This is a genomic window from Acidiphilium sp. PA (assembly GCF_026191915.1).
Taxonomy (GTDB): domain Bacteria; phylum Pseudomonadota; class Alphaproteobacteria; order Acetobacterales; family Acetobacteraceae; genus Acidiphilium.
This window is the reverse complement of record NZ_JAIMBY010000001.1, coordinates 120,513-134,729: the sequence shown is the minus strand read 5'-3', so window position 1 is coordinate 134,729 and position 14,217 is coordinate 120,513. Positions and strand designations below refer to the sequence as shown.

Below are 14,217 nucleotides of genomic sequence, written 5' to 3'. Positions count from 1 at the left end.
GATGGACGCACTTCTGACCCGCGGCAGAACGCTCGTGGAACGGTTTGGTGCCGTGGCGGCGGCTCGCGGTGACGAGCCCTTCATTGTGCTTGCCGATGATCCTTCCAATCCGGTGACGTTTCGTCAGTCCTACGCGTGCGCCGAACGATTTGCCGCAGTGTTCGCCGCGCGCGGGATACAACCCCGCGACGTCATCGCTTTGCTGCTACCCACCCATCGAAATGCTGCGGCTGCATTTTTCGGCGCCATGATGATCGGCGCCATTCCGAGTTTCTTTCCACCGCTCAGCCCCAAGCAGGACGCAAATATTTTCTGGTCTTCTCATGGAACGCTGTTTTCCCGTATCGATGTCGCACTGATCGTTACCGACGAGTTCAACATCGGCCTGGTCCGGGAGCATCTTCCTGTCTATGCGCATCGTTGCCTCGACATCGAAACTGACCTGCCGGGCGCCGACCCTGGCTTGCAGTTTCAGGGCGACCGGCATGACATTGCGTTTTTGCAACATAGCTCGGGGACGACCGGTCTTAAAAAAGGCGTCGCGTTGAGCCACGGCATGGTGCTCGACCACGTCGCGGCGATGGGCGAATGTCTTGCGCTGACCGAGCGCGACGTCATTGCGTCCTGGCTGCCGGTCTATCATGACATGGGGCTGATCGCCTGTTTCATGGTACCCGCCTTGCTTGGAATCCCGGTCGTGACGCTCGACCCGTTCGCGTGGGTGCGGCGACCGGCAAGCCTTTTGGATGCGATTGCCGATTTTCGTGCGACGCTCTGCTGGCTGCCCAATTTTGCTTTCCACCACATCATGCGCATGGCGGATAATCGTGTCTCTTACGATCTCTCGTCGCTTCGTGCGATCATCGATTGTTCAGAGCCTTGCAAACCATCGACGCTCGCTGCGTTTCGGTCACGATTTGCGGCACATGGGCTTGATCCGGTCGCACTGCAGGTATCCTACGCAATGGCCGAGGCGGTTTTTCTGGTCACGCAAACGCCATTAGGCAGCATACCCCGCAGTCTGGCGATTGATGCGGAACGATTGGATCGTGACGGGATTGCCGTCATGGCGAACAATCCGCGCGCCGTGCGGGCAATTCTATCGTGTGGTCTGCCGATGCGGGGTGTGCGTTTGCGCATTCTTGATGCCGATGGCGCACCGTGCCCGGATCGGCAGGTCGGCGCTGTCGTGGTGGCGAGCGATACCTTGTTCGAGGGTTATTTCCGCTTGCCGATGCCGCCTGGCAAGCTGGAGGCCGGCTGGTATCACACGGGTGACCGCGGGTTCATCGATGCGGGCGAGTTGTTCATCACCGGCCGCTCCGATGATCTGCTGATTATTCATGGCAAGAATATTTATGCCCATGACGTGGAGTTCTGCGTCAATACTCATTGCGACGTGAAGCCGGGCCGCACCGTTGCGATCGGGCCTTTCAATCCGGCAACGGGGAGTCAATCGCTTGTCGTCGTTGCCGAGGCGGATTCCAGCGACCTTGGTGCTCAGCGTGCGCTCGCTCAATCCATCAGATCGGCGGTCAATGCCGAGTTTGCCGCATCGCTGTATGAGGCGATGATTGTGCCGCCGGGCTGGTTGGTCAAGACGACCAGCGGCAAGATATCGCGGGCGGAGAACTTGGCCCGCTATGTCGCTGCGCGGCCGGCCTTCCAGGCGATGCCAGCATGAGTCCGGCACCGATCCCGCTGCGCCAACCGGGCTGGCCGGCTGGCGCGATTGACCAAAGTCCGCCGGTTCTGCTTGACCGTTTCGAGTTTGCTGCACCGACCGCTGCGATGCGTCTCGGTGAAGGGTGGGGATTTCCCGAGGGGTCCATGCGCTGGTCGCTCGGCACCAGCAGCGATATGATCGTCATGATGTCCGAGACCGGGCATAGCACCGCCGATTGCCGGGTGCTTGGCGTGATCGAGGGTGCACCGTATCTGGGTCAGAACCCTCGAGCCTCGCAGCGCGTATCGGTATGGGTGAACGGAATTCTTCAATGCGAAACGTCGTTGAGTCGTCCGGGCTTGATCGCATTTTTTATCCCAGACGATGCGCTCGGCCAGCCGGTCAGTATCAGTCTCGATCACCCCGATGCGCTGTCCCCAGCGGCGGTCGGTGAGGTCGACGACAAGCGCCGACTGGCGTTTGCCTGTCGCACGCTCCACCTATGGTCGGTCAACCGGCGGCCGGCGAAAGTGCAACCATCGCCGCCTGCCGTTGCTGCGACACCTGCCATGCTGCTTGGCGGTTTCGAGAGCCTTGGTGATAATTGCGAATTTGGTATCGCACAGCGGTTGAGTGGCAGCGAGTCGCTGGGCTTGCTCCGGTTTACCGCGACACCGTTGGCGTCGCTGGTGGATATGTTGCTGCATGAGCTGGACAGTATCGGAGAGCCGGGAAATATCGAGCTGGATCTGCGTGGTGACCCGCAAGAGTATATTCTGACAGAGAAACGATATAATCTGACGTACCACACCTTCATGTATGCCGATCAGATGCCGGCATCGCGCGTACGCCACCGCGAAGCGCAGAAACTCACGCTGTTGCGTCGCCGCATGCTCGATGACCTGCGATCGGCGCGCCGCATTTATGTGCTGAAACACAACGCCACGCTGCGGGAAGAAGACGTGATCGCGGTATTTCTGCTGCTACGGCGATACGGTCCGAACCGGCTCCTGTACGTCGTTCCAACCGATGACCACAATCCGCCCGGAACGGTCGAAGTGCTGATGCCGGACCTTGCTCGCGGCTATATCGATCGTTTCGCGCCTTATGATAATGCGGCGGATCTATCGCTCGACTGCTGGCTCGCGATCTGCCGCCAGGCCGAGCGGGCGCTGCCCGGAGGCACGCCGTGAGGATCGGTTCACGTCGGTGTTGCGGCACCCGCCGTTATGATCGGCAGAAAATCGCCGACGGATTGGAGCTGATCCATCTGCGTGGGTGTGAACACGACACCGAATTTCGTTTCGACGCTGAGAATGACGCACGAGAGATTGACCGAATCCCACCCCGGGATATCCGCCAAAGCGGTTTCCGGCGTCAGGTGGAGCGTGGGGTCGGCCAGCTCGGTCGTGAAAATATCGTGCAAGATCCTGAAGTTGGTGTTCATTTTCATCTCCTTCACCCACGTCCGCCTGTTAGTCTATTTTCCGAGACGAGGCCAATGTTTTATTTAACACTTCTGCCTGCATCGACGCGGCGACAGACTCTGAAAGGTTGCAATTGATGGATCAGCACGCATTCGATCTCGCCAGTTACTTTCGCAAGGAGGCCGTACGCCGTCGCCCCTACGGCGGACAACTGACCCCTTCGTTCCAACACGCGTTGGCCGCTTATCACAACGATATCGAGGAACGGGATTGCGAGTTCTATCACAGCATTACGCTGCCGGACGGGCGTGTGATGAACGGTGCGTGGGATTTACGCGGACACGAGGCAGATTATCTCGGCGGCGTTCCGCTCGCCGGCAAGAGCGTGCTCGAATATGGTCCCGCCAGCGGCTTTCTTTCACGCGCCATCGTGCAGGCTGGAGGCGAGCTCACGGTATTCGACCTGCCGATCGGCCATGGGCCGGAAATCATGCCGTTTGGCGACATCACCGTCGGCGAGGCTGCGATCAGCGGGGCGTATTCGGCGGGCCGGCTCCGCAACAGTTGGTGGTATGTCAAGCGTGCATTTGGATTCGAGGCGCGCGCCGTCTATGCCGATATTTTCCATCAGCCCGATGATCTCGGCATGTATGACATCGCGATCTTCGGTGCGATCCTGGTTCACCTTTCAAATCCGTTCCAGGCGCTGCGCGAGGCCGCCGCGTTGACCCGCGATACCATGATTATCACTGACCTCGTGTCTCTGCCGCCGATCCCGCAGCTGCCTGGCCTGATGCAGATTGGCACCTCCGCCCCGCCGATCGGCCACATCCATTGGTGGAACTATTCGGCCAGCGCTTTTGAAATCATGCTGAAACGGCTTGGTTTCGCCAATCAGGTTGTTACGCTCCATTCACCGAGAGCCATGGCAGATCAACCGCCGATGGTGACTATTGTTGCGCATCGAAACTGAAAGCCGATCGCTCCGGTGACCGGTCGGATACGAACAGGATTGCCCATGACCAAACGCGCCACACCGAACCGCAGCGCAGCGACGCCGAAATCGCTGGCCCAGTTACCGGCCTTGTTTACCACGTGCGAAACGCTGGCCCAACCATTTGAGGCCGTACTGCCCGCTTCGGTCGTGTTCACCAATGCGGCCCGGATTGGGTTTGATGCGTTCGAGCGCCGGATGGTGAATAGCACATATCGCTCGCGTCTCGCGCCGTTTGATCCGGTCGTGCTGGGCAAGCTGCCGTCTGGCACGACGATGCTGGGGGGCGATTCCTACTGGATCTGGCACGAGGCGTTCCTGGTCAGTGACCAGATCAATCCGTTGGTTGGCAATTGGCCGCAATCGTTCGAAGAGCTGAATGCGATGCCGTTCGAGACGGAGACCATCGACGAGCCTTGCCTGCTCGTAGCCCGCTATGGCGACGTCACCTGGGGCCACTGGGTCGGCGAAATCCTGCCGCGGGCGATCATGGCGGAACGTGCCCATCCCGGCCGGTTTCGGTTCGTGGTCGGCCAGGCGATCACGACGATGTCGGCAGCGCGCAGCTATGCGACGGCAATCCTCGAGTCGCTGGCGGCGTTCGGCATCGGAAACGATCGTGTTCTGCAGATCCGGCCGGATCGTCATTATCGGTTCAAATCGCTGCACGCGGTCAGTGGCATCTGGTCCATGGCGGGGATGAACCCGGTCGTGATGGATGTCATGCGCGGAGCGATGCGCAACAGCATTGTGCCCGCCGGGCACCAGCGTCTTGCGATTCTGAGGCGCGGGAACCAGACCCGGCGGTTTTCCAACAGCGACGCCGTCGAGCGATTGTTGTCCGAAAGGCGGTTTCATCGGCCCTCGATTGAAAGTCTGTCATTTAGCGAGCAGGTCGGCCTGTTCCTCGATGCCGAGATGATTTTCGGCGTGCAGGGCTCGGGTCTGATCAATCTGATTTTCGCGCCGCAAGGTGTCAGGGTGATTTCGATGGCGCCTGGCGCGTGGCCGGATTCGTATTTTCATCCGCTGATCCAGGCGCGCGAAGGGTGGCACGCCGATTTGCGGGGTCCCACGCTGTGGGGGGGTGAGGGTCTGCAGCGCGATGCGCCGTTCATGGCCATTGAGTCTGATATCGTCGCGGCGATCGAGCATCTTGAGCAGGCACCGGCCGTTGTGGGACGCTCGGGGATGATCGAGCTTGCCGGTGCGACCCTGCCCAGGCGGTTGGGCGGCAAACTGATGGATGTGGTGTTCGGGACGGCGGGCAATGCGGCTGATTACACGCGGTTTGGCTGGTCGCATCCCGAGGCCACTCATACCTGGGCGGTTGGACCGTTCAGCACGATGCGACTGCCAAAGCCACACGACAACAGCGGTATCGTGCTCGAACTCGATGTGGTTGCCCTCGTGCTCGACCGTGGTCTGGTCGGACGCCCGCTCGATGTCGTAGTGAACGGTGTGCCGGTCGGCGGGGCCGTGGTTGATTCGTTCAGTACCATCGCCCTGGTGCTGCCGCCCGCGTGTCTCGCGGGCCACGAGTGGCTTGATATCGTGTTCATCCACCCGGTCTGCCTATCGCCGCGCAGAACGGGCCATGGTGATGATGATCGCGAGACCGCGATCAGTTTCCTGGCGTTGCGCCTGATGGCAATCGATGGCGTGCAGACCGGCGAACAGAGGGCGGCAGCCTGATGCGCCTGCAGATTTTCAACTGCCACCACGCGGTGCCCGATCGTCCATTGACAACCGGCCCGTTCACAACGCTGGTGTCCGGCCTGCACTCCGATGCTGCGGGGCGGTATCGGGGTGATCTCGATGGTTCGAATATCGCCCATCAGCTGGAACATTCGGAGATGCGCCAGCAATACCATGTCTGGAAGGATCATCTCTGGAAATACGACTATGTCGGCTTTGAGCACTACCGCCGGCTGTTCTGGCTCGATCCGTTGCCTGGCTCCGAGATCGCAAGCCGCTACCCGGATTTGCGGCCGATCCGCCAACGCCTGCTGAGCGACCAGGCCGCCTGCCGCCATGATGCGGGGTCTTTGATGTTCGACCGTTATCTTGATATGCGGCGCGATTTCGATTCCGGCGCAATCGGGCGGCTCAAGCAATGGATCGGCGCGCACGACGTCATTGTACTGCGGGCGATCCTGCCCGACCCGATCGATACGCAGTGGGCGACCACCCATATGGCCGAATACTGGCCGGTGCTGGTCGGGTCGGTGATCAGTAATTCATACTTCAAGAACCGGTCGGTGGAGATCGACTTTGCGATGAACCAGCCGGCCTATTGCAACATGTATATTCTGCGTGCCGAGATTTTTGATGACTACATGAAGTTCTGGCACGAAGCGGTCGGGTTCATCGCCAGCCATATCACGGTCTATCCACGTCTGGTCGGGCATTTCGCCGAGCGGCTGTTCAACTTCTATCTGATGCAGAAACGCATGGAGGATCCGCTGCTGAAAGTTGGCCGTCTGCCCTATCTGTTTTTGAACACCGATCTCGATGTCCCTGCCGCCGCCTGATCGGCCGCCAGCATATCCGTGATCGCATCGTGGACCACGCCTCGTTCCATCAGCGCGAGGCAGCCCGACAAGTGGCCGACGCCGAACCTGTAAGCGGTGGGCGCCACGACGTGAAACCGGCGGATCAGGTCGACGTAATATCGCTCGGCAGGATTGTCGTGATCGTAGAACACATGATGGGTCAGCCGGGTGGTGCCGGGCAGGGCTTCGAGTAAGTCGGCAATCTCGTTCGCCTGATGACCGAGCGCGATATAAGTCGCCTCATCCATGACTGCCGGCGGTATTGCCGCAGGCAAATCGGCCATCACCGCCCGGTGCGTCGGCGCATGACCGGTTTGGGGATTGATCGTAAAGCTGTCGAGCACGAGTTGAGGAAACGCGCGGGCCAGCATGGTGCCGATCAGCAGGCTCGCGAAACCACCGGAGCTCAACCCGGCCAGGAAGACCCGCCGATACCCGCGCTCGATGATCGGCGTCAGCATCGCGCAGATCGCACCGGCCTGATCGACATACCAGCGGGCCGGGTCGGTGCGTTCGGCGAAGCGTACATGGTCAAGTCCCAGACGGCGCGGCAGATCGTAAAACTCCCAACGCGTATCCAGTCCATCGAACGGTCTGCCGATGGAGTTGAACAGTATCAGCAGAGCGTCGCGGGGGCCGCCCAGGCTCATTGTAATATTCAGCCGTTGCGGGGCTGGCGGGGCTGTGGTGCTGCCGCGCACCGAGTCGAGGACGAAGCGCAGTTTGAGTTCCGGTGCCATCATAAAATCACCCGCGAGGACGATTTGGCCGTTGTCGTGGCGCGCAACATCGGTAAACCGCGTGGTTGCGACCCCGTTCAACGCATGAAACGTCACGATGCCATCATCGAGGGTCCACAGCGCCTCGAACGCGCCGTTATGACCGGCAATCGCGCCGTCGCTGATCAATCGGAGCCGTTCGGCGAACACCGGGCCGTCGCTGCGACGGAACTGCCAGGTCCGGCCGAGCAGGTCCGCGCGCGTCAGAGGCGCTGGATGTGCAGCGTGTTCAGACATGCGATCGGCGATTGCGTTTCCTGGCTCAAGCCCTGAGCGCGGGGATCACCGAGAAACGCAGCCGCGTTGAGTGCGACGAGCTCGTCGACTGTCATCGCGCCAAACGTGGTCGCGGCGTCGCGGGGTAAGCCTGCGAGATAGTCGCGTAACAGCCACTGCACGGCAAAAATCGGATGGCCATGCGGGGGCACCGTGCAACTGAGCACCTCGGCGCGCCCTGCAAACAAATTGGTCAGTCCCTGTGCGGTCATGTTGTAATAATGGTGAGGAAAGCCGTGGACCGGCTGCAAAAACGGGACATCGATCAGTAACTCGCCACCCGGCTTGACGACGCGCAGCAGTTCCTGCGCGCATTTGAACGGATCGCGCACGTGTTCGAGCACCGCGAGGGATACTGCGGCATCGAAGGTGTGGTCTGCGAACGGTAACGCTTCGCCGATCGCGAGCACATCGGTCGATGGGTAATCGACGATCTCGACATTTATTACGCTGGCAGTGCGTTGTGGTCGCGAGCCGGCACCGCAATCGAGCACCACGCCCCCCCTGGCGGTGACCCGATCGATCAGTGCGAGCGCTGCCGGCGTGTACGGATTGGCTGACACATTGGCGGTGATGGCGAGATTGGCCTCGATCGCCAGCGGGACCGAGATCATGTCGAGCGCGTGCCCACGCTGTGGAAACGCCACACGGCAGGCCTTACATGTAACCGCCGCAGAGGTGATCTCGAGCCCGGTGGCGCCGCAGGCCGGGCAGCGGAGATGGATTTTGCAAAAGGCCCGGTTGGCCGCCCGCTTTGCCGCCTCGTCAAGCCACCGGTCATGGAGAGCGTCTGATACCTCGACGCGGTGGCGTTCGCGATCCTGATTGATCGACACGATGATATCGAGCGTGCGTGAGGGGGGGAGCGCACGCAGGTCAGCTATTGCGGTCAGGCCGGACGTGAACGGAAACTGCGGCATTGCGTCACGGACATCGGGGCGCTCGTACGATTCATGGGCGATCGCCATGCCGTTAACTGTTACCATCGCGGCAGTGGGAGCCGGCCCTGCAACCCAGCCCGTGACCTCTACAATCTCAGAATCGACAATGCTGCGGGGTCGATCGATATAAGCCGGCATTGCCGTGTCCCTGTTTTTGATCTCATAGCGACTTAAAACGATTTTTGGCTAAAACTTTATACATATCGCGCCGGGCCTTGAACAGCGAATTTTGCTGTCTGTGCATGGCGGGCCGGTAAAGTCCGCTGCCATGTCGGATTGCCGGTCGCTTGACGGCGTATCGCAGGGGCGATATGTGCTGGCGGACGCCAATCGGACCTTCAGGCTTTCGGGCCGTGGTCCGATTTTTTTCTATCCCGTTTTCCAAAAGAGATACCTGAGTTCATGGCAAACATCGCATCCGCCCAGAAGCGCATCCGTCAAACCGTGGTTCGCACCGCCCGCAACAAGGCGCGCCGGTCACGGGTTCATAGTTTCGTCCGGAAACTGGAGGAGGCGATCGCCAGCGGGGATCATGCACAGGCGCGGGCTGCTTTCGTTGCGGCACAGCCAGAGATGCAGCGTGCGGTGACAAAAGGCGTCCTGAAATTGAATACGGTGTCACGGCGGATCTCGCGTCTGTCGGCGCGCGTCAAGGCTCTGGCGGTCTGACCACCGACCTAGCGGCTCTTTCGGCGCTTGAACAGCCGATCCTTCCAGACGTAGGGCATGCAAAGTCCTAAAAAATAAGTTTTTTTCAGATTCTGAGGCGGCCCCCGTCGGGGCCGCTTACTTCTGTTGCGCGAAGTTCCGGCTTCACGGCCCTGGCGCGGCCATTGCCCTGACTGGATTTTTTTGCGGTTCAAAAACCCGTATCAATCGCCTGATTTTATGGAGAGATTTCGAAACCTCGACTTCCGGCCTAGGTTTTTTCGAACACAACATCTCTTGCGTCCGCACCGTCTATTGGCTTAGTTTCCTGGTCCTAGACAAGGTTCCCGCAGTCGGACGCTGAATGCACGCATGGTTGACACAACCATAGCGTGTAGTGGATTTATGGCGTGGCAGGTGTGGCATGGAAGGCTCGGGGCACGGTGGAAATAGGGGAGGCGATGCTGTTGGAAGCGCAGGCACAGCAGGTTTACGACACAGACAGCACCCTGGATGCCGGTAGCCCGCGCGATTTATCGGGTGAGGGCCGGCTGGATTCGGCGCTGGCGCTGCAATGGAGCCGCGTTCGCGCCCGGCTGCAGGATGAAATCGGTGAAGTCGAGTATCGCAACTGGCTCCGTCAGGCCGCTCTTCACGGGCTGGACGGCGATGAGATTACGGTGATGATGCCAACGCGCTTTCTGCGCGATTGGGTCAACAAGGAATATGGCGCGCTGTTGACCAGCCTGTGGCAGTCGGAAAACCCTGCTGTTCGTCGGGTCGATATTCGCACGCGCCCGGCCGGCGGGAGTACCGCGGTGCCCAATCTGGCGGAGCCGAGCGCCGTTCCTGGCAAATCGACCCAGCCCACCCGCCGGGATGCCGAAGACCGGTCGGAAACGGCAGCTCCGCTCGATCCGCGGTTTACGTTTGATACGTTCGTAGTCGGAAAACCGAACGAGTTTGCCTATGCCTGCGCCCGTCGCGTTGCGGATGGCCATGCCAGTCCCGGCTTCAACCCGCTGTTTTTGTATGGCGGCGTCGGGCTTGGCAAAACCCATCTGATGCACGCGATCGCGTGGGAGCTCTCGCAGCGGGCCGACGAGGTTACGGTCGCCTATATGTCGGCCGAGAAGTTCATGCATCGGTTCGTGAGCGCGCTGCGTCGGCAATCGACCATCGAATTCAAGAATGAGCTGCGCAGTGTCGATGTGCTGATGGTGGATGATCTGCAGTTCCTCATCGGCAAGGACGGCACGCAGGAAGAGTTCTTCCACACGTTCAACGCCTTGGTCGACAGTGGCAAGCAGATCATCGTCTCGGCTGATAAATCACCGTCGGATCTGTCCGGCATCGAAGATCGGCTGCGCACCCGCCTAGGCTGCGGCATGGTGGCCGATGTTCATGCGACTACCTATGAATTGCGCCTCGCCATTCTGGAAGCAAAAGCTGCCCGCGCCGGCGTGCCGGTGCCCGGCCGGGTCATGGAGTTTCTGGCCCAGAAAATCACCGCGAACGTCCGCGAACTCGAAGGCGCACTCAACCGCCTGATCGCGCATGCGCATTTGTTTGATCGCCCGGTCACACTCGAAGCCGCGAACGAGGTACTGCACGATCTGCTGCGGGCCTATGATCGTAAAATCACCATCGAAGAAATTCAGAAACAGGTGGCCGATCATTACAACATCCGTATCAGTGAAATGTCCTCGGTCCGCCGTGCGCGGAATATCGCCCGACCGCGCCAGGTCGCCATGTATCTTGCCAAGCAACTCACCAGCCGATCACTGCCCGAGATCGGGCGCAAATTCGGCAATCGCGACCATACCACCGTGATGCATGCGGTCGCCAAGGTGACCGAACTGATCGCAGCCGACGCTGATTTCGCACAGGATGTGGATCTGCTGAAACGCATCCTGACGGTTTGATGGGGCGGGGGCGACGCACGGACCACCTTGATCGGCTGACAAAGCCGGTGTTCGACCAGCCCTCGATCGGGGTACCCGGCCGATCCCACGGCACCGACCCGGCCTGAAAGAAAGTTTTTTGCGTCTTTTTTATAAAAAAGAAGCACTCGCTCCGGTTATCCCGGTCCCGCCAATTCGATGATGACCGGCAATATCCTGGTCGTCGACGACGAGCCGCAGATACACCGCTTCCTCAAACCAGCCCTGGAAGCGGCCGGCTTCACCGCATTACGCGCCGAAACCGCTGAGGACGCGCTCCGTATGGCGGCCTCGGCCGCGCCGGATCTCATTCTGCTCGATCTGGGCTTGCCTGATATCGACGGTCAGGCCGTGCTTGGCCGCTTGCGCGCATTTTGTCCCGTGCCGGTCATCGTGCTCTCCGCGCGCGACCGCGAGGATGAAAAAATCGCAGCGCTCGACAGCGGGGCGCACGATTATGTCGAGAAACCTTTTGCGCTGGGTGAGTTGCTGGCTCGAATTCGGGCGGCCTTGCGTCCGTCGTCGCATGCCGGCGACCCGATCCCTGGACTGACGCTCCGCAACCTGACGCTCGATCCTGACCGCCGTGCCGCCAGCCTGCTGGTCGAGGGCTATCCGACCGATCTTGGTCTCACACGGATCCAGTACACGCTGCTGGCCCTGTTCGTTCGCAATTACGGCCGAGTGTTGACACATCGGCAAGTGCTGACCGCGGTTTGGGGGCCGGCGCACAGCGAGGATATTGCTTACCTCAGGATTTACGTCAGCCAGTTGCGCCGCAAGCTGACCGACACCGGATTTTCCGTGATCACCGAGGCTGGCATCGGTTATCGTCTTACCGATACCCTACCGCCTAAATAATCAGCAAAATCAGCACAACCACGATCACCAAACCCAGTCCACCTCCGTAATAAAGACCATTGGCGCCGATGAACAAACCGCCATGCAGACCAAATCCGCCGCCCAGCACAAGGAGAATCAGGAGAATAATGAGTAGCAGACGCATGTCGGTTTCCATTCACGTTTTGACGATCAGGATATGATTATTGCCGCGCGCACTTCCAATAGCTGACGTCCATAACCGCCGTCACAGGCATTGAATGGCGACCTTCCGGCAACCCGATGATGCCATCCGTAAGCTTGCGTGACTGGCTTGCTGGCATGCGCGACCAAATCGTGACACCGCGGGCCATCGGCGCCGGCATTGGCGTCGGGGGACGGTTGGGCTATAAAGTGAGGCTAGGCTTATGGGCATTGCGGGTCGGCCGCATCGTGCCGATGTGATGTCGACGTGATTCCCATCGAGGAAGGATCAGGATTATGGGTGGTTTGAGCATATGGCATTGGCTGATCGTTCTCGCGGTCGTGCTGATCCTGTTCGGCTCCGGGCGGGTCGGCAACCTGATGGGCGAACTCGGCAGGGGGATGAGGTCATTCAAAAACAATCTGGCCGATGACCAGCCGAAAGATGCTTCCATGTTGGAGCAGCACGTGCCTGCACCGCCGGTGCAGACGACCAGCACCGATCGCACAAAGGTCTGAGGTAATCTCATGGGCTTCGATTCTCCCGTTCATTGGATCATCGTTATCGGCGTCATCGCCCTTTTGTTCGGCGGTTCCCGCGTTGGCAACCTGATGGGGGAGGTCGGTAAGGGCATCAAGGCGTTCAAACAGAACGTGTCCGATCACGACCCCGCCAAGCCGGCCGCGACGATCAATCCACCGGCTCCGCAGGTGCAGACCCGTGTCGCCGAGGGCGCTCCACCCGCTGAAACGCCGGTTCGTCAACCTGATCCGGTCAGGGCGTCGGATCAGACGCGTCTTTGACCACACCGACGCTGATGCACAAAAGCCTGCTGCAGGCGGCGCATGGCCTGATCGCCATCGGCGCGCGTATGGATGCGCGCGGCTGGGTTCCGGCTTCGTCGGGTAATCTGTCGGCGCGGCTGGATGATCAGCGCATGGCGATCACGCGCAGCGGCGTTCACAAAGGTCGCCTGACCGAGGCCGATATTATCGAGGTCGATTTCGATGGCGTACCCCGCCGTACCGCCGACAAACCGAGCGCCGAAACCCTGTTGCACTGTCAGCTCTATCGTCATTTCCCCGCGGTCGGCGCCGTCTTGCACGGCCACTCGGTCGCGGCGACCGCACTTTCGATGGTTACCCACGAGGAGTCTCTGATCCTGCAGGACTATGAGATTCTCAAGGCTTTCCCGGGTATCACGACGCATCAGACCGTGGCGAGCGTGCCGGTGTTCGACAATGATCAGGATATCGCGCGTCTGGCTGACGTGATCGCGCCCTCACTCGAGGCGGCACCGATCGGCTATATTCTGCGCGGCCATGGCGTTTATGCCTGGGGTCCGGACATCGAGCGTTGTTTCTGGCGGCTTGAAGCCCTGGAATTCCTGATATCCTGCGAGTGCGAACGGAGACTGATGCGATGAGCGGCCTGCGGATTTTCGACGATAACGCCCCCGGCGCACCGGTGCTCGACACCGATGATGCCACTGAGATCGCAGCCCATCTCGCGACTATCGGTGTGCGGTTCGAACGTTGGGACAGTCCGGTGACCCTGCCCGCCGATGCGGAGGCGGATGCGATCCTTGAAGCCTATCGCCCCTATCTCGACCGGCTGATGGGTGAAACGGGTGCTGGCACTGCAGATGTCATCAAAATGACGCCCGATCACCCACAAGCCGGCGCGCTGCGTGAAAAATTCCTCAACGAGCACAGTCACACCGAGGACGAGGTCCGGTTCTTCGTCAGTGGCGCCGGCCACTTCGTGATGCACACCGAGGGCAAGGTGTTCGATGCTCTGTGCACCAAGGGCGATCTGATTTCGGTGCCCGCTAACATCCGGCACTGGTTCGACGCCGGCGAACGACCTGATTTCATCGCCTTGCGCATCTTTACCGATCCGTCGGGCTGGGTTGCGCATTTCACCGGCGATGCGATCAGCGCGCGCTTTCCCGTCACCTGATA

General features: G+C 60.3%; 17 protein-coding genes. 13 read left to right on the top strand and 4 right to left on the bottom strand.

All coding sequences use genetic code 11. The annotated features are described in order from the left end of the window. Nucleotide 1: 1 nt before the first annotated feature. Entirely contained in the window at nt 2-1,684 is a 1,683-nt protein-coding gene (locus AruPA_RS00690) for an AMP-binding protein (protein WP_265634193.1), read from the top strand. Continuing rightward, complete coding sequence (locus AruPA_RS00685) at nt 1,681-2,859, top strand: hypothetical protein (protein ID WP_265634191.1); 1,179 nt, start codon at nt 1,681-1,683, stop codon at nt 2,857-2,859. Before AruPA_RS00690 ends, AruPA_RS00685 begins: the two co-directional genes overlap by 4 nt. Nucleotides 2,860-2,867: 8 nt before the next feature. Here the strand turns inward: AruPA_RS00685 and AruPA_RS00680 are convergent, their stop codons facing one another. Further along, the gene (locus AruPA_RS00680) at nt 2,868-3,113 is read right to left on the bottom strand and encodes an acyl carrier protein (RefSeq protein ID WP_265634190.1); all 246 of its coding nucleotides are present in this window, start codon (nt 3,111-3,113) and stop codon (nt 2,868-2,870) included. Nucleotides 3,114-3,229: 116 nt separating this feature from the next. On the opposite strand from AruPA_RS00680, the gene AruPA_RS00675 reads away from it, so the two are divergent. From AruPA_RS00675 to AruPA_RS00665, 3 genes are read left to right on the top strand one after another with little or no spacing between them, the layout of a single operon-like run. Next, complete coding sequence (locus tag AruPA_RS00675) at nt 3,230-4,066, top strand: methyltransferase domain-containing protein (protein WP_408858563.1); 837 nt, start codon at nt 3,230-3,232, stop codon at nt 4,064-4,066. Nucleotides 4,067-4,111: 45 nt separating this feature from the next. Beyond that, a complete protein-coding gene (locus tag AruPA_RS00670) occupies nt 4,112-5,782 on the top strand; it encodes a DUF563 domain-containing protein (RefSeq protein WP_265634186.1) in 1,671 nt (556 codons plus the stop codon). Beyond that, nucleotides 5,782-6,621, top strand: coding sequence for a DUF4422 domain-containing protein (locus AruPA_RS00665; protein ID WP_265634185.1), 840 nt, complete (start codon nt 5,782-5,784; stop codon nt 6,619-6,621). Before AruPA_RS00670 ends, AruPA_RS00665 begins: the two co-directional genes overlap by 1 nt. On the opposite strand, the gene AruPA_RS00660 is transcribed toward AruPA_RS00665, so the two are convergent. Together AruPA_RS00660 and AruPA_RS00655 are read right to left on the bottom strand one after the other, a co-directional pair. Continuing rightward, nucleotides 6,576-7,658 (bottom strand): hypothetical protein, encoded by a 1,083-nt coding sequence (locus AruPA_RS00660; RefSeq protein ID WP_265634184.1) that lies wholly within the window; start codon nt 7,656-7,658, stop codon nt 6,576-6,578. The two genes, AruPA_RS00665 and AruPA_RS00660, sit on opposite strands and share 46 nt — an antisense overlap. After that, nucleotides 7,625-8,665 (bottom strand): bifunctional 2-polyprenyl-6-hydroxyphenol methylase/3-demethylubiquinol 3-O-methyltransferase UbiG, encoded by a 1,041-nt coding sequence (locus AruPA_RS00655; RefSeq protein ID WP_265634182.1) that lies wholly within the window; start codon nt 8,663-8,665, stop codon nt 7,625-7,627. The genes AruPA_RS00660 and AruPA_RS00655 overlap by 34 nt, the downstream gene beginning before the upstream one ends. A 375-nt stretch (nt 8,666-9,040) precedes the next feature. On the opposite strand from AruPA_RS00655, the gene rpsT reads away from it, so the two are divergent. From rpsT to AruPA_RS00640, 3 genes are all read left to right on the top strand, one after another. After that, on the top strand, nt 9,041-9,307 hold the full coding sequence (gene rpsT / locus AruPA_RS00650) for a 30S ribosomal protein S20 (RefSeq protein ID WP_265634181.1): 267 nt from the start codon (nt 9,041-9,043) through the stop codon (nt 9,305-9,307). Between the two features lie 440 nt (nt 9,308-9,747). Next, the gene (gene dnaA / locus AruPA_RS00645) at nt 9,748-11,211 is read left to right on the top strand and encodes a chromosomal replication initiator protein DnaA (RefSeq protein ID WP_408858562.1); all 1,464 of its coding nucleotides are present in this window, start codon (nt 9,748-9,750) and stop codon (nt 11,209-11,211) included. A 180-nt stretch (nt 11,212-11,391) separates the two neighbouring features. Continuing rightward, nucleotides 11,392-12,090 carry a response regulator gene (locus AruPA_RS00640; protein WP_322784378.1) on the top strand — a complete coding sequence of 233 codons (699 nt, stop codon included), beginning with the start codon at nt 11,392-11,394 and terminating at the stop codon, nt 12,088-12,090. On the opposite strand, the gene AruPA_RS00635 is transcribed toward AruPA_RS00640, so the two are convergent. Continuing rightward, the gene (locus AruPA_RS00635) at nt 12,083-12,235 is read right to left on the bottom strand and encodes a DUF3309 domain-containing protein (RefSeq protein ID WP_265634175.1); all 153 of its coding nucleotides are present in this window, start codon (nt 12,233-12,235) and stop codon (nt 12,083-12,085) included. The genes AruPA_RS00640 and AruPA_RS00635 overlap by 8 nt on opposite strands. A 155-nt stretch (nt 12,236-12,390) precedes the next feature. On the opposite strand from AruPA_RS00635, the gene AruPA_RS00630 reads away from it, so the two are divergent. From AruPA_RS00630 to AruPA_RS00610, 5 genes are read left to right on the top strand one after another with little or no spacing between them, the layout of a single operon-like run. Further along, complete coding sequence (locus AruPA_RS00630) at nt 12,391-12,513, top strand: hypothetical protein (protein WP_265634173.1); 123 nt, start codon at nt 12,391-12,393, stop codon at nt 12,511-12,513. A gap of 36 nt (nt 12,514-12,549) precedes the next feature. Further along, nucleotides 12,550-12,771 (top strand): twin-arginine translocase TatA/TatE family subunit, encoded by a 222-nt coding sequence (tatA, locus tag AruPA_RS00625; RefSeq protein ID WP_265634171.1) that lies wholly within the window; start codon nt 12,550-12,552, stop codon nt 12,769-12,771. 9 nt (nt 12,772-12,780) lie between these two features. Then, a complete protein-coding gene (locus tag AruPA_RS00620; protein WP_265634169.1) occupies nt 12,781-13,056 on the top strand; it encodes a twin-arginine translocase TatA/TatE family subunit in 276 nt (91 codons plus the stop codon). Between the two features lie 14 nt (nt 13,057-13,070). Next, complete coding sequence (locus tag AruPA_RS00615) at nt 13,071-13,679, top strand: methylthioribulose 1-phosphate dehydratase (RefSeq protein ID WP_265634168.1); 609 nt, start codon at nt 13,071-13,073, stop codon at nt 13,677-13,679. Next, complete coding sequence (locus AruPA_RS00610) at nt 13,676-14,215, top strand: acireductone dioxygenase (RefSeq protein WP_265634166.1); 540 nt, start codon at nt 13,676-13,678, stop codon at nt 14,213-14,215. The genes AruPA_RS00615 and AruPA_RS00610 overlap by 4 nt, the downstream gene beginning before the upstream one ends. Nucleotides 14,216-14,217 lie beyond the last annotated feature (2 nt).

Coding starts and splice junctions, on each gene's coding strand:
- AruPA_RS00655 (WP_265634182.1), bottom strand. CDS start 8,665: ATGGCGATCGCCCATGAATCGTACGAGCGCCCCGATGTCCGTGACGCA.
- AruPA_RS00630 (WP_265634173.1), top strand. CDS start 12,391: ATGCGCGACCAAATCGTGACACCGCGGGCCATCGGCGCCGGCATTGGC.
- AruPA_RS00635 (WP_265634175.1), bottom strand. CDS start 12,235: ATGCGTCTGCTACTCATTATTCTCCTGATTCTCCTTGTGCTGGGCGGC.
- AruPA_RS00680 (WP_265634190.1), bottom strand. CDS start 3,113: ATGAACACCAACTTCAGGATCTTGCACGATATTTTCACGACCGAGCTG.
- rpsT (WP_265634181.1), top strand. CDS start 9,041: ATGGCAAACATCGCATCCGCCCAGAAGCGCATCCGTCAAACCGTGGTT.
- AruPA_RS00660 (WP_265634184.1), bottom strand. CDS start 7,658: ATGTCTGAACACGCTGCACATCCAGCGCCTCTGACGCGCGCGGACCTG.
- AruPA_RS00665 (WP_265634185.1), top strand. CDS start 5,782: ATGCGCCTGCAGATTTTCAACTGCCACCACGCGGTGCCCGATCGTCCA.
- AruPA_RS00675 (WP_408858563.1), top strand. CDS start 3,230: ATGGATCAGCACGCATTCGATCTCGCCAGTTACTTTCGCAAGGAGGCC.
- AruPA_RS00620 (WP_265634169.1), top strand. CDS start 12,781: ATGGGCTTCGATTCTCCCGTTCATTGGATCATCGTTATCGGCGTCATC.
- AruPA_RS00690 (WP_265634193.1), top strand. CDS start 2: ATGGACGCACTTCTGACCCGCGGCAGAACGCTCGTGGAACGGTTTGGT.
- AruPA_RS00670 (WP_265634186.1), top strand. CDS start 4,112: ATGACCAAACGCGCCACACCGAACCGCAGCGCAGCGACGCCGAAATCG.
- AruPA_RS00615 (WP_265634168.1), top strand. CDS start 13,071: ATGCACAAAAGCCTGCTGCAGGCGGCGCATGGCCTGATCGCCATCGGC.
- dnaA (WP_408858562.1), top strand. CDS start 9,748: ATGCTGTTGGAAGCGCAGGCACAGCAGGTTTACGACACAGACAGCACC.
- AruPA_RS00610 (WP_265634166.1), top strand. CDS start 13,676: ATGAGCGGCCTGCGGATTTTCGACGATAACGCCCCCGGCGCACCGGTG.
- AruPA_RS00685 (WP_265634191.1), top strand. CDS start 1,681: ATGAGTCCGGCACCGATCCCGCTGCGCCAACCGGGCTGGCCGGCTGGC.
- tatA (WP_265634171.1), top strand. CDS start 12,550: ATGGGTGGTTTGAGCATATGGCATTGGCTGATCGTTCTCGCGGTCGTG.
- AruPA_RS00640 (WP_322784378.1), top strand. CDS start 11,392: ATGACCGGCAATATCCTGGTCGTCGACGACGAGCCGCAGATACACCGC.